Origin of the sequence: Streptomyces cathayae (assembly GCF_029760955.1) — a bacterium.
In the GTDB taxonomy this organism is placed as follows: domain Bacteria; phylum Actinomycetota; class Actinomycetes; order Streptomycetales; family Streptomycetaceae; genus Streptomyces; species Streptomyces cathayae.
This window is the reverse complement of the sequence record NZ_CP121682.1, coordinates 790,470-809,319: the sequence shown is the minus strand read 5'-3', so window position 1 is coordinate 809,319 and position 18,850 is coordinate 790,470. Positions and strand designations below refer to the sequence as shown.

The 18,850-nt window shown below is 72.2% G+C and carries 17 protein-coding genes; 16 read left to right on the top strand and 1 reads right to left on the bottom strand.

Features of this window, described 5'->3' with window-relative positions:
• Positions 1-266 precede the first annotated feature (266 nt).
• Complete coding sequence (locus PYS65_RS03900; protein ID WP_279332351.1) at positions 267-1,205, bottom strand: cation diffusion facilitator family transporter; 939 nt, start codon at positions 1,203-1,205, stop codon at positions 267-269.
• A 513-nt stretch (positions 1,206-1,718) separates the two neighbouring features.
• On the opposite strand from PYS65_RS03900, the gene PYS65_RS03895 reads away from it, so the two are divergent.
• The 16 genes from PYS65_RS03895 to ispG all read left to right on the top strand — a co-directional run bounded on the left by PYS65_RS03895 (position 1,719) and on the right by ispG (position 18,848).
• Positions 1,719-3,548 carry a DUF5941 domain-containing protein gene (locus PYS65_RS03895; protein ID WP_279332350.1) on the top strand — a complete coding sequence of 610 codons (1,830 nt, stop codon included), beginning with the start codon at positions 1,719-1,721 and terminating at the stop codon, positions 3,546-3,548.
• Positions 3,545-4,297, top strand: coding sequence for a phosphocholine cytidylyltransferase family protein (locus tag PYS65_RS03890; protein ID WP_279332349.1), 753 nt, complete (start codon positions 3,545-3,547; stop codon positions 4,295-4,297). The genes PYS65_RS03895 and PYS65_RS03890 overlap by 4 nt, the downstream gene beginning before the upstream one ends.
• Entirely contained in the window at positions 4,285-5,346 is a 1,062-nt protein-coding gene (locus tag PYS65_RS03885; protein ID WP_279332348.1) for an iron-containing alcohol dehydrogenase family protein, read from the top strand. The genes PYS65_RS03890 and PYS65_RS03885 overlap by 13 nt, the downstream gene beginning before the upstream one ends.
• Positions 5,324-6,103, top strand: coding sequence for a CDP-alcohol phosphatidyltransferase family protein (locus PYS65_RS03880; RefSeq protein ID WP_279332347.1), 780 nt, complete (start codon positions 5,324-5,326; stop codon positions 6,101-6,103). The genes PYS65_RS03885 and PYS65_RS03880 overlap by 23 nt, the downstream gene beginning before the upstream one ends.
• 44 nt (positions 6,104-6,147) lie before the next feature.
• A complete protein-coding gene (locus tag PYS65_RS03875) occupies positions 6,148-6,993 on the top strand; it encodes a glycosyltransferase family 2 protein (RefSeq protein WP_279337843.1) in 846 nt (281 codons plus the stop codon).
• A 108-nt stretch (positions 6,994-7,101) separates the two neighbouring features.
• The gene (locus PYS65_RS03870) at positions 7,102-8,037 is read left to right on the top strand and encodes an ABC transporter permease (protein ID WP_279332346.1); all 936 of its coding nucleotides are present in this window, start codon (positions 7,102-7,104) and stop codon (positions 8,035-8,037) included.
• Positions 8,030-8,818: an ABC transporter ATP-binding protein gene (locus PYS65_RS03865; protein ID WP_279332344.1), complete on the top strand. Its 789-nt coding sequence runs from the start codon at positions 8,030-8,032 to the stop codon at positions 8,816-8,818. Before PYS65_RS03870 ends, PYS65_RS03865 begins: the two co-directional genes overlap by 8 nt.
• A gap of 343 nt (positions 8,819-9,161) precedes the next feature.
• Positions 9,162-10,064, top strand: a complete 903-nt coding sequence (gene hpnC, locus PYS65_RS03860) for a squalene synthase HpnC (protein ID WP_279332343.1) — start codon at positions 9,162-9,164, stop codon at positions 10,062-10,064.
• A complete protein-coding gene (gene hpnD, locus PYS65_RS03855) occupies positions 10,061-11,011 on the top strand; it encodes a presqualene diphosphate synthase HpnD (RefSeq protein WP_279332342.1) in 951 nt (316 codons plus the stop codon). The genes hpnC and hpnD overlap by 4 nt, the downstream gene beginning before the upstream one ends.
• Positions 11,011-11,151 (top strand): DUF6380 family protein, encoded by a 141-nt coding sequence (locus tag PYS65_RS34910; RefSeq protein ID WP_341483659.1) that lies wholly within the window; start codon positions 11,011-11,013, stop codon positions 11,149-11,151. The genes hpnD and PYS65_RS34910 overlap by 1 nt, the downstream gene beginning before the upstream one ends.
• Positions 11,148-12,614, top strand: a complete 1,467-nt coding sequence (gene hpnE / locus PYS65_RS03850; RefSeq protein ID WP_279332341.1) for a hydroxysqualene dehydroxylase HpnE — start codon at positions 11,148-11,150, stop codon at positions 12,612-12,614. Before PYS65_RS34910 ends, hpnE begins: the two co-directional genes overlap by 4 nt.
• A 71-nt stretch (positions 12,615-12,685) precedes the next feature.
• The gene (locus tag PYS65_RS03845) at positions 12,686-13,750 is read left to right on the top strand and encodes a polyprenyl synthetase family protein (RefSeq protein ID WP_387039995.1); all 1,065 of its coding nucleotides are present in this window, start codon (positions 12,686-12,688) and stop codon (positions 13,748-13,750) included.
• 119 nt (positions 13,751-13,869) lie between these two features.
• Positions 13,870-15,999: a squalene--hopene cyclase gene (shc, locus tag PYS65_RS03840; protein ID WP_279332339.1), complete on the top strand. Its 2,130-nt coding sequence runs from the start codon at positions 13,870-13,872 to the stop codon at positions 15,997-15,999.
• Positions 15,999-16,640 carry a phosphorylase family protein gene (locus PYS65_RS03835; protein WP_279332338.1) on the top strand — a complete coding sequence of 214 codons (642 nt, stop codon included), beginning with the start codon at positions 15,999-16,001 and terminating at the stop codon, positions 16,638-16,640. Before shc ends, PYS65_RS03835 begins: the two co-directional genes overlap by 1 nt.
• A gap of 5 nt (positions 16,641-16,645) precedes the next feature.
• On the top strand, positions 16,646-17,686 hold the full coding sequence (hpnH, locus tag PYS65_RS03830) for an adenosyl-hopene transferase HpnH (RefSeq protein WP_279332337.1): 1,041 nt from the start codon (positions 16,646-16,648) through the stop codon (positions 17,684-17,686).
• A gap of 4 nt (positions 17,687-17,690) precedes the next feature.
• Complete coding sequence (gene ispG / locus PYS65_RS03825; protein WP_279332336.1) at positions 17,691-18,848, top strand: flavodoxin-dependent (E)-4-hydroxy-3-methylbut-2-enyl-diphosphate synthase; 1,158 nt, start codon at positions 17,691-17,693, stop codon at positions 18,846-18,848.
• Positions 18,849-18,850 lie beyond the last annotated feature (2 nt).

The following is an 18,850-nucleotide window of genomic DNA, read 5'->3' as shown; positions in this document are numbered from 1 at the left end:
GGATCCGGCACTCCCGACACTCCCCGGCCCGCCCGCATGTCCCGAGGACGGCGCGACCGGCCGGTGGCGCCGCCCGGACACCGGGAGGGGGCTCGGTGAGCGATCGTGCCCGGGCCGGCCGCCGGAGAACCGTCCGAGGCGGCACGGTAGGAGGGGAGGGCGCCGGAACGGGGGGCGAAAGGATGCGTTCCCCCGGCGCACGGCCCCCGGCCCCACGCCCCGGGCACGCCGGTGGCGCCGCCCCGGCTCGACGTCGAACCTCAGGCTCAGTGGCAGAGCCGCGCCTCGTGCTCCGCGTGGCCGCGCGGCTCCAGCTGGAAGGTGCAGTGCTCCACGTCGAAGTGGTCGCCCAGACAGCTCTGGAGCTCGTGCAGCATCTTCTCGTGCCCGAGGGCGTCGAGGACCTCGGGGCGGACCACCACATGGGCGGAGAGCACCGGCATGCCCGAGGTGATCGTCCAGGCGTGCAGGTCGTGGACGTCCTCGACGCCGTCCGTGGCCAGGATGTGCGCGCGGACCTGGGCCATGTCCACGTCCTTGGGCGCCGCCTCCAGCAGGACGTCCAGTGTCTCGCGCAGCAGCTTGAAACTGCGGGGCACGATCATCAGGGCGATCAGGAGGGAGGCGATCGGGTCGGCGGCCGCCCAGCCGGTGGCCATGACGACCAGAGCGGACACGATCACCGCGAGCGAGCCGAGCGCGTCGGCGGCCACCTCCAGGAACGCCCCCCGCACGTTCAGGCTCTCCTTCTGCCCGCGCATCAGCAGCGCCAGCGACACCATGTTGGCGACGAGGCCGATCGCGCCGAACACCAGGGTCAGCCCGCCCTCGGTCTCGGCCGGCGAGACGAACCGCTGGACCGCCTCGAACAGTACATAGCCGCCCACCCCGAGCAGCAGCAGGCAGTTCGCCAGGGCGGCGAGGATCTCCGCACGGGCGTATCCGAAGGTGCGGCGCTCGCTCGGCGGACGGTTCGCGAAATGGATCGCCAGCAGGGCCATGCCGAGCCCCAGGGCGTCGGTCGCCATGTGAGCGGCGTCGGCGACGAGAGCCAGCGAGCCGGACAGCACACCGCCGACGATCTCGACGACCATGACACCGAGCGTGATCGTCAGCGCCACCCGCAGCCTGCCGCGGTACGCCGCACTCGCGGTACCGCCGGCGGGCGCTCCGTGCGCGTGCCCGTGATCGTGCCCAGCCCCCATGGAGACCGTCCCTTCGTCGCTCGTCCAGATCACAGTGAACTACGGGTGGGGGGTATGGGGCAACGCGGCACTGAACACCGTTGTCATGTGCTCTGACCTGCGGAAACCGATCGCAGGTCAGAAGTGGTCAGAAGCGCTTCGGGCCTCGTGGCGCGGCCGTCCTCCGTGACGAGGTCCACACCGGGACCGTCGGACACGGGTGCCGGCGGAGAAGCGGACGAAGCCGCTCCGGGCCGTGCCCGACGACCCGCTTCCGGCCCGTAACGCCCCGTATTCGACTCAATGCCCCTTCTGGGGGTGCGGTTTGTGACTCGGCCCCGCCATCCCTGATGATGATCGCGGCAGGGACGCCAGGGGAACCACGCCGATCCAACCGTCGAACACGCGGTGAACACGGGTCCGAGGACATCCGATAGCCTCAGCCGACATGCCGCCCGGAGGGACGCAGCGGGCGCCCTCAATCATGTACACGACCGGCGTGGACGCGCCGACGCTCCAGGGAGTGAGATTCGGTTGTCGACCGCCATCCTCACCGGACAGCCGGTGCCGGGTTCGTCACTCGAGACGGACCTGCGCTCCCTCGGCTTCGACGTGCGGATCGCGGCCGACACCGCCGAGGCCGAGACCCTGCTCGCCGAGGTGCCCGCGGACCGGCGGGTCGCCGTCGTCGACGCCCGGTTCGTGGGCCATGAGCACGCGCTGCGCCTCGGTCTCACCGACCCGCGCTTCCCGCTCGCCGCGATCCCCGGCGCCGTCACCGCCCAGCAGGCCGGCCGCCAGGCCCTGACCCGCGCGATGGCCCGCGAGAGCTCCGCCGCCGGCGAGGGCCCGGCCGGCGGCACCACCCTCACCGGCAGTCTCGCCGACCGCGTCGCCGCAGCCCTCGAAGCCGACGGTGCCGACGTGTACCGCCCCGACCTGGGCAGCCTCGTCGCCACCGTCCCCGACGACCCGCAGACCCGCAACGAGGCCAGGCAGGCCGTCGCCGCGGTCGACGACGAGGCCGTCCGCCTGAAGTCGGCGGTCAAGGCCCGCGACGGCTTCTTCACCACCTACTGCGTCAGCCCGTACTCCCGCTACCTCGCCCGCTGGTGCGCCCGCCGCGGGCTGACCCCCAACCAGGTCACCACCGCCTCGCTGCTCACCGCGCTCATAGCGGCGGGCTGCGCCGCCACCGGAACCCGCGGCGGCTTCGTCGCCGCCGGCGTCCTGCTGCTGGCCTCCTTCGTACTGGACTGCACCGACGGCCAGCTCGCCCGCTACTCCCTGCAGTACTCCACCCTCGGCGCCTGGCTCGACGCCACCTTCGACCGGGCCAAGGAGTACGCCTACTACGCGGGCCTCGCCCTCGGCGCGGCCCGCGGTGGTGACGACGTGTGGGCCCTCGCCCTCGGCGCGATGGTCCTGCAGACCTGCCGGCACGTCGTGGACTTCTCCTTCAACGAGGCGAACACGGGGGACCCCGCCCCCACCGGTCCCACCGCCGCCCTCTCCCACCGCCTGGACAGCGTCGGCTGGACGGTCTGGGTCCGCCGCATGATCGTCCTGCCGATCGGCGAGCGCTGGGCGATGCTCGCCGTCCTCACCGCCCTCACGACCCCCCGCATCACCTTCTACGCCCTGCTGATCGGCTGCGCCTTCGCGGCGACGTACACCACGGCGGGCCGCGTCCTGCGCTCGCGGACCCGCACGGGCCGCCGCACCGAGCGCGCGACGCGGGCCCTCGCCGACCTCGCCGACACCGGGCCGCTCGCCGAGCGCCTGGCGGCCGTGCTCAGCAACACCGCACAGCGCCTGCCCGGCTTCACCGCCCCCGCCGTCGCCCTGCTCGGCGGCGCCGCCGTCGTCACCACGGCCGCGCTGACCGACTTCGGCGGACCGTGGACCGCACTCGCGGCCCTGCTCTACGTCCCGGCCTCCGCCCTGGCCGTCGCCCGCCCCCTGGGCGGCGCCCTCGACTGGCTGGTCCCCCCCTTCTTCCGCGCCGCCGAGTACGGCACGGTGCTGGCGCTCGCGGCCCACGCGGGGGTGAACGGAGCGCTACCCGCTGCCTACGGACTGGTGGCCGCGGTCGCCTACCATCACTACGACACGGTCTACCGCATCCGCGGCGACGCGGGCGCGCCCCCGCCCTGGCTGGTGCGGGCGACCGGAGGGCACGAAGGCCGCACACTGACGGTCGCCGTACTGGCGGCCCTGCTCACCGCCTCGCAGTTCACGGTCGCACTCACGGCACTCGCCGTGGCCGTGGCCCTGCTGGTGCTCGTCGAGAGCATCCGCTTCTGGGTGGCCGCCCACCGGGGTGGCGCGCCCGCCGTACACGATGAAGGAGAACCCGCATGATCGGCCTCGTGCTGGCGGCCGGCGCCGGACGGCGTCTGCGTCCCTACACCGACACTCTGCCCAAGGCGCTGGTGCCGGTGGGGCCCGAGGGCGTGGAGGGCGAACCGACGGTCCTGGACCTGACCCTCGGCAACTTCGCCGAGATCGGCCTCACCGAGGTGGCCGTCATCGTCGGCTACCGCAAGGAGGCCGTGTACGAGCGCAAGGCGGCCCTGGAGCAGAAGTACGGGCTCAAGCTCACCCTCATCGACAACGACAAGGCCGAGGAGTGGAACAACGCCTACTCCCTGTGGTGCGGCCGTGACGCCCTCAAGGACGGGGTGATCCTCGCCAACGGCGACACCGTGCACCCCGTCTCCGTCGAGAAGACGCTGCTCGCCGCCCGCGGCGACGGCAAGAAGATCATCCTCGCCCTGGACACGGTGAAGTCGCTGGCCGACGAGGAGATGAAGGTCGTCGCCGACCCCGACAAGGGAATGACGCGGATCACCAAGCTGATGGACCCCGCCGAGGCGACCGGCGAGTACATCGGCGTCACCCTCATAGAGGGGGACGCCGCCCCCGAGCTCGCCGACGCGCTGAGGACCGTGTGGGAGGCCGACCCGCAGCAGTTCTACGAGCACGGCTACCAGGAGCTCGTGAACCGCGGCTTCCGGATCGACGTGGCACCGATCGGCGACGTCGAGTGGGTGGAGATCGACAACCACGACGACCTCGCCCGCGGCAGGGAGATCACATGCCAGTCCTGACCCGGCTGATCCCCTCCCCGCTCGTCGTCGACATCCGCCCCGGCGCCCTCGAGAGCCTGGGCGGTGTCCTCGCCGACGAGCGCATCTCGAACTCCGGACGCCTCGCCGTCGCCGTCAGCGGCGGCTCCGGCACCGGACTGCGCGAGCGGCTCGCCCCGTCGCTGCCCGGCGCCACCTGGTACGAGGTCGGCGGCGGCACCCTGGACGACGCGGTCCGGCTGGCCGGTGCCATGAAGGCCGGCCGCTACGACGCGGTCGTCGGACTCGGCGGCGGCAAGATCATCGACTGCGCCAAGTTCGCCGCGGCACGCGTCGGCCTCCCCCTGGTCGCCGTACCGACGAACCTCGCGCACGACGGTCTCTGCTCGCCCGTCGCCACCCTCGACAACGACGCGGGACGCGGCTCCTACGGGGTGCCCAACCCGATCGCCATCGTCATCGACCTGGACATCATCCGGGACGCCCCGGTGCGTTACGTACGTGCCGGGATCGGCGACGCCGTCTCCAACGTCTCCGCCGTCGCGGACTGGGAACTGGCGTGCCGGGTCAAGGGCGAGCGGATCGACGGACTCGCCGCGGCCATGGCCCGGCAGGCCGGCGAGTCCGTGCTGCGCCACCCCGGAGGCATCGGCGACAACGACTTCCTCCAGGTGCTCGCCGAGGCGCTGGTCCTCAGCGGCATCGCCATGTCGGTGTCCGGTGACTCACGGCCGTCCTCCGGGGCCTGCCACGAGATCAACCACGCCTTCGACCTGCTCTTCCCCAAGCGGGCCGCCGCCCACGGGGAGCAGTGCGGACTGGGCGCGGCCTTCGCGATGTACCTGCGCGGTGCGCACGAGGAGTCGGTGCACATGGCCGGGGTGCTGCGCCGGCACGGGCTGCCGGTGCTGCCCCAGGAGATCGGCTTCACGACGGAGGAGTTCGTCCGGGCCGTCGAATTCGCCCCGGAGACCCGGCCCGGCCGCTACACGATCCTCGAACATCTCGACCTGAAGACCGAACAGATCAAGGATGTCTACGCCGACTATGTCAAGGCCATCGGTAGCTGAACTCCGCCCGGTCGTACACCCCGCGGGGGTGAAGGACCGGCGCAGCGGTGAGCACTGGATGGGACGCCTCTACATGCGTGAGGTGTCCCTGCGGGTGGACCGCTACCTGGTGAACACCAGGGTCACGCCCAACCAGCTCACGTACCTGATGACCGTCTTCGGTGTCCTCGCGGCCCCGGCCCTGCTGGTGCCGGGGATCACGGGGGCCGTCCTCGGTGTGGTCATGGTCCAGATGTACCTGCTGCTGGACTGCGTCGACGGCGAGGTCGCCCGCTGGAAGCAGCAGTTCTCGCTCAGCGGGGTCTACCTGGACCGGGTCGGCGCCTACCTGTGCGACGCCGCCGTCCTGGTCGGACTGGGCCTGCGGGCGGCCGACCTGTGGGGCACCGGGCGCATCGACTGGCTCTGGGCCTTCCTCGGCACGCTGGCCGCCCTCGGCGCGATCCTGGTCAAGGCCGAGACCGACCTGGTCGGCGTGGCCCGCCACCAGGGCGGGCTGCCGCCGGTCAAGGAGGCCGCCTCCGAGCCGCGCTCCTCGGGCATGGCGCTGGCCCGCCGGGCCGCCGGGGCCCTGAAGTTCCACCGGCTGATCCTCGGCATCGAGGCGTCCCTGCTGATCCTGGTCCTCGCGATCGCGGACGCGGTCCAAGGCGACCTCTTCTTCACCCGGCTCGGCACCGCCGTCCTGGCCGGGATCGCCCTGCTGCAGACCGTTCTGCACCTGGTGTCCATCCTCGCCTCCAGCAGGCTGAGGTGAGAGCGGTGGCCTCCTCCCCCACGGTCGGCGCGGTGATCATCACCATGGGCAACCGCCCCGACGAACTGCGCGCCCTGCTGGACTCCGTCGCCAAGCAGGAGGGCGGCCCGGTCCAGGTGGTCGTGGTGGGCAACGGCTCGCCCGTCCCCGAGGTCCCCGAGGGCGTGCGCACCGTCGAGCTGCCGGAGAACCTCGGCATCCCCGGCGGCCGCAACGTCGGCATCGAGGCCTTCGGACCGAACGGCCAGGACGTCGACATCCTGCTGTTCCTCGACGACGACGGTCTCCTGCCCGGCCACGACACCGCCGAGCTGTGCCGGGAGGCGTTCACGGCCGACCCGGAGCTCGGCATCATCAGCTTCCGCATCGCCGACCCGGACACCGGGGCCACCCAGCGCCGCCACGTGCCCCGGCTGCGCGCCGCCGACCCGATGCGCTCCTCCCGGGTGACGACCTTCCTCGGCGGTGCCAACGCCGTACGCACCCGGGTCTTCGCCGACGTCGGTGGGCTGCCCGACGAATTCTTCTACGCCCATGAGGAAACCGACCTGGCCTGGCGGGCCCTCGACGCCGGCTGGATGATCGACTACCGGTCCGACATGGTGCTGCACCACCCGACCACCGCCCCCTCGCGGCACGCGGTCTACCACCGCATGGTCGCCCGCAACCGGGTCTGGCTGGCCCGCCGGAACCTCCCCGCGCCCCTGGTCCCCGTCTATCTGGGCGTCTGGATGCTGCTCACGCTGGTGCGCAGGCCCTCCCGCCCGGCCCTGAAGGCCTGGTTCGGCGGCTTCCGGGAGGGCTGGGCCACCCCCTGCGGGCCCCGCCGGCCCATGAGGTGGCGTACGGTGTGGCGGCTGACCCGGCTGGGCCGGCCCCCTGTCATCTGACAAGCTCGTATCCGGAACCAGGCGGAAACCACGGGGCCGCCCCCGGGCTTCCCGGCACGTGCCAGGCCCGCGGGGGCCGCGCATCTCGAAGAGGGAAAGCTTCCAGCAGTGAGTGAGACAACGCACGACGGCACGGTCGCGGCCAGCGCGTCCGTGCCGCCCGACGAGGGCCTCACGGCGGCCGAACTCGCCGCCCGGTACGGGCTGACGGTCAGTGGTGCCCGGCCGTCGCCGGCCGAGTACCTCCGTCAGCTGTGGGCGCGGCGGCACTTCATCCTGGCCTTCTCCCGGGCGAAGCTGACCGCGCAGTACAGCCAGGCCAAGCTGGGCCAGCTGTGGCAGGTGGCGACCCCGCTGCTGAACGCGGCGGTGTACTTCTTCATCTTCGGGCTGCTGCTGGGCGCCCGCCGGGGCATCCCGCACGAGATCTATGTGCCGTTCCTGGTGACCGGGGTGTTCGTGTTCACCTTCACCCAGAGTTCGGTGCTGGCCGGGGTGCGGGCGATCTCCGGGAACCTGGGGCTGGTGCGGGCGCTGCACTTCCCGCGGGCCGCGCTGCCGGTCTCCTTCGCGTTGCAGCAGCTGCAGCAGCTGTTGTTCTCGATGGTGGTGCTGGTGGCGGTGGTGGTGGCGTTCGGCAGTCTGCCGGCGCTGTCCTGGCTGCTGGTGGTGCCCGCGCTGGGGCTGCAGTTCGTCTTCAACACCGGGCTGGCGCTGGTCTTCGCCCGGCTGGGCAGCCGGACGCCGGATCTGGCCCAGCTGATGCCGTTCGTGCTGCGCACCTGGATGTACGCCTCGGGGGTGATGTTCAGCATCCGGGCGATGCTGGAGGGCAAGGACGTGCCGGGCTGGCTGGCCGACGTGCTGCAGTGGAATCCGGCCGCGGTCTACATGGATCTGGTGCGGTTCGCGTTGATCGACGGGTACGGGTCCTCGTATCTGCCGCCGCATGTGTGGGCGTTCGCGGTGGGCTGGGCGCTGCTGGCCGGGGTGATCGGTTTCGTCTACTTCTGGAAGGCCGAGGAGACCTACGGTCGTGGCTGAGGTGAACACGGACCCGCGCGTGCCCACCGTGATCGCGGACGACCTGCACATCGTCTACCGCGTCAACGGAGCCAAGGGCGGCAAGGGCAGCGCCACGGCGGCGCTGAGCCGCATGCTCCGGCGGGGCAAGGACGACGCGGCACGAGGTGTGCGCAGGGTGCACGCCGTGCGCGGGGTCTCCTTCGTCGCCTACCGGGGCGAGGCCATCGGCCTGATCGGCTCCAACGGCTCGGGCAAGTCGACCCTGCTGCGGGCCATCGCCGGTCTGCTGCCCGCGGAGCAGGGCAAGGTCTACACCGACGGCCAGCCCTCCCTGCTCGGCGTCAACGCCGCCCTGATGAACGACCTCACCGGTGAGCGGAACGTCGTACTCGGCGGGCTGGCCATGGGCATGACCCGCGAGCAGGTCCGGGAGCGCTACCAGGAGATCGTCGACTTCTCCGGCATCAACGAGAAGGGCGACTTCATCACCCTGCCGATGCGTACCTACTCCTCCGGCATGGCCGCCCGGCTGCGCTTCTCCATCGCCGCCGCCAAGGACCACGACGTGCTGATGATCGACGAGGCGCTGGCCACGGGCGACCGCAAGTTCCAGAAGCGCTCCGAGGCGCGCATCCGGGAGCTGCGCAAGGAGGCCGGCACCGTCTTCCTGGTCAGCCACAACAACAAGTCGATCCGGGACACCTGCGACCGCGTCCTGTGGCTGGAGCGCGGAGAGCTGCGGATGGACGGGCCCACCGACGAGGTGCTCAAGGAGTACGAGAAGTTCGCCGGGAAGTAGCCTGGGGCGCGGGGCCCGCCGGGCCCCGGTGTCTGCCAAGGCGACGTCAACTCCCACCCCGAGCAGGAACCTTGACGTCGACCGGTGCGTTGTCGTGATGCACGGGACACCCCGGCGGTCGGTACCGCGTTGTACAACGTAAGCTGTAGCGGTGCCCAAAGACGGCAATCAGGGCCATAGCGCGCGACACCACCCGGCGGTCCGTTCCGCCGAAAGCGTGGGCGGCGTGTCCGAAATAGTGTGAATTGGGTCAGCAGTGTAGAACGGGAGATGTGACGGCAATGGTTACGGAGGCTCCCCTGCTGAACGCAGCATGTGCCGTCCCCGCCCAGGGCAGCCCCCGATGACGCGAACCGGCACGCCGCGCGGCGTCGACCCCGAGCGCGCCACCCTCGACAAGGCCGCCGCCGAGAACTTCCCGGTGGCGCCGTTCTTCCTGCCCGGAGCCTGGCGTGACGACCTGATGGCGATCTACGGCTACGCCCGGCTGGTCGACGACATCGGCGACGGCGACCTGGCCCCCGGCGGAGCCGACGCCCGGCTGCTCGGCGTCGCCCCCGAACGGGCCGACGACCGGACGGCGCTGCTGGACGCGGTCGAGGCGGATCTGCACCGGGTGTTCGACGACGTCCCGCGCCATCCGCTGCTGCGCGGGCTCCGGCCGACGGTCCGCCGCCACGCCCTGACCCCCGAACCCTTCCTGGGCCTGATCGCCGCCAACCGCCAGGACCAGATCGTCAGCCGCTACGAGACCTACGACGACCTGCTCGCCTACTGCGCGCTGTCGGCCAACCCGGTCGGCCGCCTGGTCCTCGCCGTGACCGGCACCGCGAGCCCCGAGCGGATCCGCCGTTCCGACGCGGTCTGCACCGCCCTGCAGATCGTCGAGCACCTCCAGGACGTCGCCGAGGACCTCGGCCGGGACCGCGTCTACCTGCCCGCCGCGGACATGAAGCGCTTCCACGTCCAGGAGGCGGACCTCGCCGCGCCGCACGCCGGCGCGTCGGTGCGCGCGCTGATCGCGTTCCAGGCGCAACGCGCCCGGGACCTCCTGGCGGAGGGCGAGCCCCTCGTGGCAGGCGTCCAGGGGAGACTGAAACTGCTGCTCGCGGGATTCGTGGCAGGGGGAAGGGCGGCCCTCGGCGCCATCGCCGCCGCCGAATACGACGTACTCACCGGCCCGCCCAAGCCCGGGAAGGTCCGGCTGCTGCGCGAGGTGGGCATGACGCTGCGAGGAGAGGGGTGATCCGGACCGTGGAATCGGAAGCACACGTGTCAGCACCGGTACTCGCCGCATACCGGTACTGCGAGGCCGTCACCGGACAGCAGGCGCGCAACTTCGCCTACGGTATCCGGCTGCTGCCGACGCCCAAGCGGCGCGCGATGTCCGCGCTGTACGCGCTCTCCCGGCGCGTCGACGACATCGGCGACGGCCCGCTGGCGGACGACGTCAAGGTCGCCAGGCTCGAGGACACCCGGAGGCTGCTCGCCCGGGTCCGCGACGGCGCGGTCGACGAGGACGACACCGACCCGGTCGCCGTCGCCCTCACGCACGCCGCACAGCGGTTCCCGATTCCGCTCGGCGGCCTGGACGAGCTCCTCGACGGCGTCCAGATGGACGTGCGCGGCGAGACCTACGAGACCTGGGACGACCTGAAGGTCTACTGCCGCTGCGTCGCGGGTGCCATCGGCCGCGTCTCCCTCGGCGTCTTCGGTACGGAACCCGGCGCGCGGGACGTCGAGCGCGCCGCCGAGTACGCCGACACGCTGGGGCTCGCGCTCCAGCTCACCAACATCCTCCGGGACGTCAGGGAGGACGCCGAGGGCGGCCGTACGTACCTGCCCGCCGACGACCTCGCCAAGTTCGGCTGCGCGGCCGGGTTCAGCGGGCCGACCCCGCCGCAGGGCTCCGACTTCGCGGGCCTCGTGCACTTCGAAGTACGCAGGGCCCGCGCCCTGTTCGCCGAGGGCTACCGGCTGCTGCCCATGCTCGACCGGCGCAGCGGCGCCTGTGTCGCCGCCATGGCCGGCATCTACCGCCGCCTCCTCGACCGCATCGAGCGCGAGCCCGAGGCCGTGCTGCGCGGCCGGGTCTCCCTGCCCGGGCGGGAGAAGGCCTACGTCGCGGTGCGCGGCCTCTCCGGCCTGGACACCCGCAGCGCGACCCGGCGGACCGTCAGGAGGCGCGCCTGATGGACACACCGCTCCCCGTCGGCGACCCCGCCGGGAAGCGGCGGGCAACCCTCCGCCGCCACGCCGCGTCCCGTACTGAGACGGCCGTCCGAGCACCCTTCGGACCGTACGGCGGCCGGGCAGGAAAGGGCGCACCATGACCCGTGTCAACAGACCCGAAGGCACACCCGCCGGCGATCGGGCCCCGGCGGGACGGCACGCCGTCGTGATCGGCGGCGGGCTCGCCGGAGTCACCGCCGCGCTCGCGCTCGCCGACGCCGGAGTGCGCGTCACCCTGCTCGAGGGCCGCCCGCGGCTCGGCGGGCTCGCCTTCTCCTTCCAGCGCGGCGACCTGACCGTCGACAACGGCCAGCACGTGTACCTGCGCTGCTGCACCGCCTACCGCTGGTTCCTCGACCGGATCGACGGAGCGGCCCTGGCACCGCTGCAGAATCGTCTCGACATCCCCGTTCTCGACGCCGACCGGCCCGAGGGCCGACGCCTCGGCCGGCTGCGCCGCGACGCGCTGCCCGTCCCCCTGCACCTGGGGCGCAGCCTCGCCACCTACCCGCACCTCTCGCTCGCCGAGCGCGCCGGGGTGGTCCGGGCCGCACTCGCGCTCAAGAGGCTCGACCTCGCCGACCCGGCCCTCGACGACCAGGACTTCGGCAGCTGGCTGGCCGCGCACGGCCAGTCGGCACGCGCCGTCGAGGCGCTGTGGGACCTGGTCGGGGTCGCCACCCTCAACGCGGTCGCGGGCGACTCCTCCCTCGCGCTCGCCGCGATGGTGTTCAAGACCGGACTGCTGTCCGACCCGGGCGCCGCCGACATCGGCTGGGCCCGGGTCCCGCTGGGCGACCTGCACGACCGGCTGGCCCGCAAGGCGCTCGACTCCGCGGGCGTGCGCACCGAGGTCCGCACCCGCGTCACCTCCGTCTCCCCGCACGGCGAGGCGGGGTGGAGCGTCCAGGTTCCCGGCGAGACGCTCGAGGCGGACGCGGTCGTCCTCGCCGTACCGCAGCGCGAGGCACACGACCTGCTGCCCGCGGGAGCGCTCGACGAGCCGGAGCGGCTGCTGAGCATCGGCACCGCGCCGATCCTCGACGTCCACGTCGTCTACGACCGCAAGGTGCTCACCCGGCCCTTCTTCGCGGCCCTCGGCAGCCCCGTGCAGTGGGTCTTCGACCGCACCGAGGCGTCCGGTCTGCGGCAGGGGCAGTACCTGGCCGTGTCGCAGTCGGTCGCGCAGAACGAGATCGACGAGCCCGTGGCCGCGCTGCGCGCCCGCTATCTGCCCGAACTGGAACGGCTGCTGCCACGCACCCGCGGCGCCGGCGTACGGGACTTCTTCGTCACCCGGGAGCGCACCGCCACGTTCGCTCCCGCACCCGGCGTCGGACGGCTCAGGCCCGGCGCCCGCACCAAGGCCCCCGGCCTGTATCTGGCCGGAGCGTGGACCGCCACCGGGTGGCCCGCGACCATGGAGGGCGCGGTCCGCAGCGGCGTCGACGCGGCGGACGCCGCACTGAGCGCCCTGGGCCGGCCCCGCCCCCGCCACCTCTTCGCGGAGGAGGCGGCCGACCGCGGCGTTCCGGGCGCCGCCGTGCGAGGTGGGCTCCGGTGAGGGCCGAGGAACCCGCCGCGGCAGACCCGCGCACCCCCGGTACCGCAACAAGAGGAGAGACTGTGCCCACTGTGCCCCCGGCCTCGAAGGCCGCTGGAAGGACCGCGGCGGACGCGCCCGCGCTCCTGGAGCGCGGCCGGACACTGGCCATGCCGGTACTGCGGGCGGCCATCGACCGCCTGGCGCCTCCCATGGACACCGTCGCCGCCTACCACTTCGGCTGGATCGACACCGAGGGCCGGCCCGCCGACGGCGACGGCGGCAAGGCCGTACGCCCCGCGCTCGCCGTGCTGTCCGCCGAGGTCACCGGTGCCGCCCCCGAGGTCGGCGTCCCCGGCGCGGTCGCCGTCGAACTCGTGCACAACTTCTCCCTGCTGCACGACGACCTGATGGACGGCGACGAACAGCGCAGGCACCGCGACACCGTCTGGAAGGTGCACGGCCCCGCCCAGGCCATCCTGGTCGGCGACGCCCTGTTCGCCCTCGCCTACGAGGTGCTGCTGGAACTCGGCACCGCCGAGGCCGCCCGGGCCGCCCGCCGGCTGACCACCGCCAGCCGCTCCCTCATCGACGGCCAGGCGCAGGACATCTCCTACGAGCACCGCGAGCGGGTCGGGGTCGAGGAGTGCCTGGAGATGGAGGGCAACAAGACCGGCGCCCTGCTGGCCTGCGCCAGTTCCGTCGGAGCCGTCCTCGGCGGTGCCGACCGGCACACCGCCGACACCCTGGAGACCTACGGCTACCACCTCGGCCTGGCGTTCCAGGCCGTCGACGACCTGCTCGGCATCTGGGGCGACCCGGCTGCCACCGGCAAGCAGACCTGGAGCGACCTGCGGCAGCGCAAGAAGTCCCTCCCGGTCGTGGCGGCGCTCGCCGCGGGCGGCCCCGCCTCCGAACAGCTCGCCCACATCCTCGCCGCCGACGCCGAGAGCAGTGACTTCGCGAACTTCTCCGAGGAGGAGTTCGCGGCCCGTGCGGCCCTCATCGAGCAGGCCGGAGGACGGGAGTGGACCGCCGAGGAAGCACGTCGCCAGCACACCACCGCCATCGAGGCCCTCGACACCGTCGACATGCCCGACCGGGTACGGGACCAGTTCACGGCGCTCGCGGACTTCGTCGTCGTACGAAAGAGATGATCACCATCGGTCGAATAACCCTCGCGTAGTCGCCGGCCGGTGCGGCGAGGAGTACCGCACCGGCCGACGGCGGACCCACAGCAGACGCACACCTTGCAGGACTGCACGAAGGGGAAGCCATGACAGCGACGACCGACGGAAGCACCGGGGCGGCCCTGCCGTCCCGAACGACCGCGGCCAGCGAAAACGACACCGACATCCCCGTGGCGGCCGGGGCACCCGACATCGCCGCCGGCGCCATGCGGCGCGCCACCGAGTTCCTGCTGTCCCGCCAGGACGACCAGGGCTGGTGGAAGGGAGACCTCGCGACCAACGTCACGATGGACGCCGAGGACCTGCTGCTGCGTCAGTTCCTCGGCATCCTCGACGAGGACACCACCCGCGCCGCCGCCCTGTTCATCCGGGGCGAGCAGCGCGAGGACGGCACCTGGGCGACCTTCCACGAGGGCCCCGCCGACCTCTCCGCCACCATCGAGGCGTACGTCGCCCTCCGGCTGGCCGGTGACCCGCCGGACGCCCCGCACATGGCGCGGGCCTCCGCCTGGGTCCGCGAGCACGGCGGGGTCGCCGCCTCCCGGGTCTTCACCCGGATCTGGCTGGCCCTGTTCGGCTGGTGGAAGTGGGAGGACCTGCCGGAACTCCCGCCCGAGCTGATCTGGTTCCCGTCCTGGGTGCCGCTCAACATCTACGACTTCGGCTGCTGGGCACGGCAGACCATCGTCCCGCTGACGATCGTCTCCGCCAAGCGGCCGGTACGGCCCGCCCCGTTCCCGCTGGACGAACTGCACACCGACCCGGCCCGCCCCAACCCTCCCGTACCGCTCGCTCCGGCGACCAGCTGGGACGGCGCCTTCCAGCGGCTGGACAAGGGCCTGCACGCGGTGCGCAGGGTCGTCCCGCGCGTGCTGCGCAGGGCGGCGATGCACACCGCGGCCCGCTGGATCATCGAGCGGCAGGAGAACGACGGCTGCTGGGGCGGCATCCAGCCGCCCGCCGTGTACTCGGTCATCGCCCTGCACCTGCTCGGCTACGACCTGAACCACCCGGTGATGCGCGCGGGACTCCAGTCCCTGGACCGGTTCGCCGTGTGGCGCGAGGACGGCGCCCGGATGATCGAGGCCTGCCAGTCCCCGGTGTGGGACACCTGTCTGGCCACCATCGCCCTGGCCGACGCCGGTCTGCCCGCCGACCATCCGCAACTGGTCAGGGCCGCCGACTGGATGCTCGGCGAACAGGTCGTCAGACCCGGTGACTGGTCCGTCCGCAGGCCCGGACTGCCGCCCGGCGGCTGGGCGTTCGAGTTCCACAACGACAACTACCCCGACATCGACGACACCGCCGAAGTGGTCCTCGCGCTCCGCCGGGTCAAGCACCACGACCCGGAGCGGGTCGACAACGCCATCGGCCGCGGGGTGCGCTGGAACCTCGGCATGCAGTCCCGCGACGGCGCCTGGGGCGCGTTCGACGTCGACAACACCAGCCCGTTCCCCAACCGGCTGCCGTTCTGCGACTTCGGCGAGGTCATCGACCCGCCGTCGGCCGATGTCACCGCCCACGTGGTGGAGATGCTCGCCGTCGAGGGACTCGCCCACGACCCGCGCACCCGGCGCGGCATCCGGTGGCTGCTCGCCGAACAGGAGCCGAACGGCTCGTGGTTCGGCCGCTGGGGCGTCAACTACCTCTACGGCACCGGGTCCGTGGTGCCCGCGCTGGTCGCCGCCGGGCTCCCCGGCTCGCACCCGGCGATCCGGCGGGCCGTCGCCTGGCTGGAGTCGGTCCAGAACGACGACGGCGGCTGGGGCGAGGACCTGCGTTCCTACCGGCACGCCCGTGAGTGGAGCGGCCGGGGCGCCTCGACCGCGTCGCAGACGGGGTGGGCGCTGATGGCCCTGCTGGCGGCCGGCGAGAAGGAGTCCGGGGCCGTCGAGCGCGGCATCGGGTGGCTGGCCGCCACCCAGCGGGAGGACGGCTCCTGGGACGAGCCCCACTTCACCGGCACCGGTTTCCCCTGGGACTTCTCCATCAACTACCACCTCTACCGGCAGGTCTTCCCGCTCACCGCGCTCGGCCGGTACGTGAACGGGGAACCGTTCGCCGAGAAGCCCGCCGCGGCACAGGCGGGCGCGGGCGCGGCGGGCGCGGGCGCACCGGTCGCTCCGGGCGTCGGCGCGTCTGACGTCGGCGTGCCGGGCGCCGGTGCCCCGGGCGCCGGACCGGAGCAGCGGCTCGCCGAGGCGAAGGGCAGCTGATGAGCGCCCGGCCGGCCCCGGCCCCGCTGCTGATCGCCTGCGCGCTCGGCATCGAGCGGCTCGCCCTGCACCGGCGGGTGGGGGCAGGGGCCGCAGGGCCGGTCGCCGTCCTGCGGACGGGCATGGGGCCGGAGGCGGCCGAGCGCTCGGTCACCCGGATGCTCGCCGAACGGGTGCTGCGCGACGCGGCCGTGCTGGCCACCGGCTTCTGCGCGGGGCTGGCCCCCGGGATGCATCCCGGCGACCTGGTGGTCGCCGAGGAGACCCGGGACCCGCGCGGCAGCGTCCCCTGCGACGGCACCGAGCTGCTGGTGAAGGAACTGGCCCGGGTCGCCCCGGGGCGCACCGTCCACACCGGTCCGCTCACCGGTTCCGAGCACGTCGTCCGCGGGCACGAACGGTCCGAGCTGCTCGCCACCGGCGCGATCGCCGTCGACATGGAGTCCGCGGCCACGCTCCTGAGCGCCGTCCGAGTGGGCGCGCGCCCTGTTGCGGCCGTCCGGGTGGTCGTGGACGCTCCTGAACATGAACTGGTCCGGATCGGCACGGTGCGCGGTGGAATATCGGCTTTCCGCGTTCTTCGTTCCGTTCTCCCTGCGTATCTCGAATGGCACCGTTCCTTGCTGCTCCCCAGGAGGTGAGCCAGATGGCCATGCCACTGCGGCAGTCCATCAAGGTCGCTACGTACTTGGCCGAACAGAAGCTCCGCAGGCGCGAGAAGTTTCCGCTCATCGTCGAGCTGGAACCGCTCTTCGCCTGCAATCTCGCGTGTGAGGGCTGCGGGAAGATCCAGCACCCGGCCGGGGTGCTCAAGCAGCGCATGCCGGTCGCCCAGGCCGTGGGCGCGGTGCTGGAGTCCGGTGCGCCGATGGTGTCGATCGCCGGCGGTGAGCCGCTGATGCACCCCCAGATCGACGAGATCGCACGCCAGCTGGTGGCCAGGAGGAAGTACGTCTTCCTGTGCACCAACGCCATGCTGCTGCGCAAGAAGATGGACAGGTTCACGCCCTCGCCCTACTTCGCGTTCGCCGTGCACATCGACGGGCTGCGCGAGCGGCACGACGAGTCCGTCGCCCAGGAGGGCGTGTTCGACGAGGCCGTGGCCGCCATCAAGGAGGCCAAACGGCGCGGCTTCCGGGTCACCACCAACTCGACCTTCTTCAACACCGACACCCCGCAGACCGTCATCGAAGTGCTCGACTACCTCAACGACGACCTCAAGGTCGACGAGATGATGATCTCGCCCGCCTACGCCTACGAGAAGGCCCCCGACCAGGAGCACTTCCTCGGCGTGGAGCAGACCCGCGAGCTGTTCAGGAAGGCCTTCGCGGGCGGCAACCGCCGCCGCTGGCGGCTGAACCACTCCCCGCTGTTCCTGGACTTCCTCGAGGGCAGGGTCGACTTCCCGTGCACCGCGTGGGCGATCCCGAACTACTCGATCTTCGGCTGGCAGCGCCCCTGCTATCTGATGAGCGACGGCTATGTGCCGACGTACCGGGAGCTGATCGAGGAGACCGACTGGGACAAGTACGGCCGCGGCAAGGACCCGCGCTGCGCCAACTGCATGGCGCACTGCGGATACGAGCCCACCGCCGTCCTCGCCACCACGGGGTCGCTCAAGGAGTCCCTGCGCGCCCTGCGCGACACGATCTCGGGACCCTCGGGCAACCCGGGAAACAGGGAGTGAGGCCGTGACCGCCGTATCGCTCGGGATGCCCGAGGCGCCCGCGCCGACGCTCGCCCCGCGCCGCAGGAGCCGGAGGATCCAGGTCGGGTCGGTGGCGGTGGGCGGGGACGCGCCGGTGTCGGTGCAGTCGATGACCACCACCCGTACCTCCGACATCGGTGCGACGCTGCAGCAGATCGCCGAGCTGACGGCGTCGGGCTGTCAGATCGTGCGGGTGGCCTGTCCCACCCAGGACGACGCGGACGCGCTGGCGGTCATCGCGGGCAAGTCGCAGATCCCGGTGATCGCGGACATCCACTTCCAGCCGAAGTACGTGTTCGCCGCGATCGAGGCGGGCTGCGCGGCGGTGCGGGTGAACCCGGGCAACATCAAGCAGTTCGACGACAAGGTCAAGGAGATCGCGCGGGCGGCGGGCGAGCGCGGCACGCCGATCCGGATCGGGGTCAACGCCGGGTCGCTGGACCGGCGGCTGCTGCGGAAGTACGGGAAGGCCACCCCGGAGGCGCTGGTGGAGTCGGCGCTGTGGGAGGCGTCGCTGTTCGAGGAGCACGGTTTCCGGGACATCAAGATCTCGGTCAAGCACAACGACCCGGTGGTGATGGTGGAGGCCTACCGGCAGCTGGCGGCGCGGTGCGACTATCCGCTGCATCTGGGGGTGACCGAGGCGGGTCCGGCGTTCCAGGGCACGATCAAGTCGGCGGTGGCCTTCGGGGCGCTGTTGTCGGAGGGGATCGGGGACACCATCCGGGTGTCGCTGTCGGCGCCGCCGGCCGAGGAGGTCAAGGTGGGGCTGCAGATCCTGGAGTCGCTGAATCTGCGGCAGCGGGGTCTGGAGATCGTCTCGTGTCCGTCGTGCGGGCGGGCGCAGGTGGATGTGTACAAGCTGGCGGACGAGGTGACCGCCGGGCTGGAGGGCATGGATGTGCCGCTGCGGGTGGCGGTGATGGGCTGTGTGGTCAACGGTCCGGGGGAGGCGCGGGAGGCGGATCTGGGGGTGGCCTCGGGCAACGGCAAGGGGCAGATCTTCGTCAAGGGCGAGGTGATCAAGACGGTGCCGGAGTCGAAGATCGTGGAGACGCTGATCGAGGAGGCCCTGAAGATCGCCGAGCAGATGGAGAAGGACGGCATCGTGTCGGGGGAGCCGGCCGTCACCGTGAGCTGAAC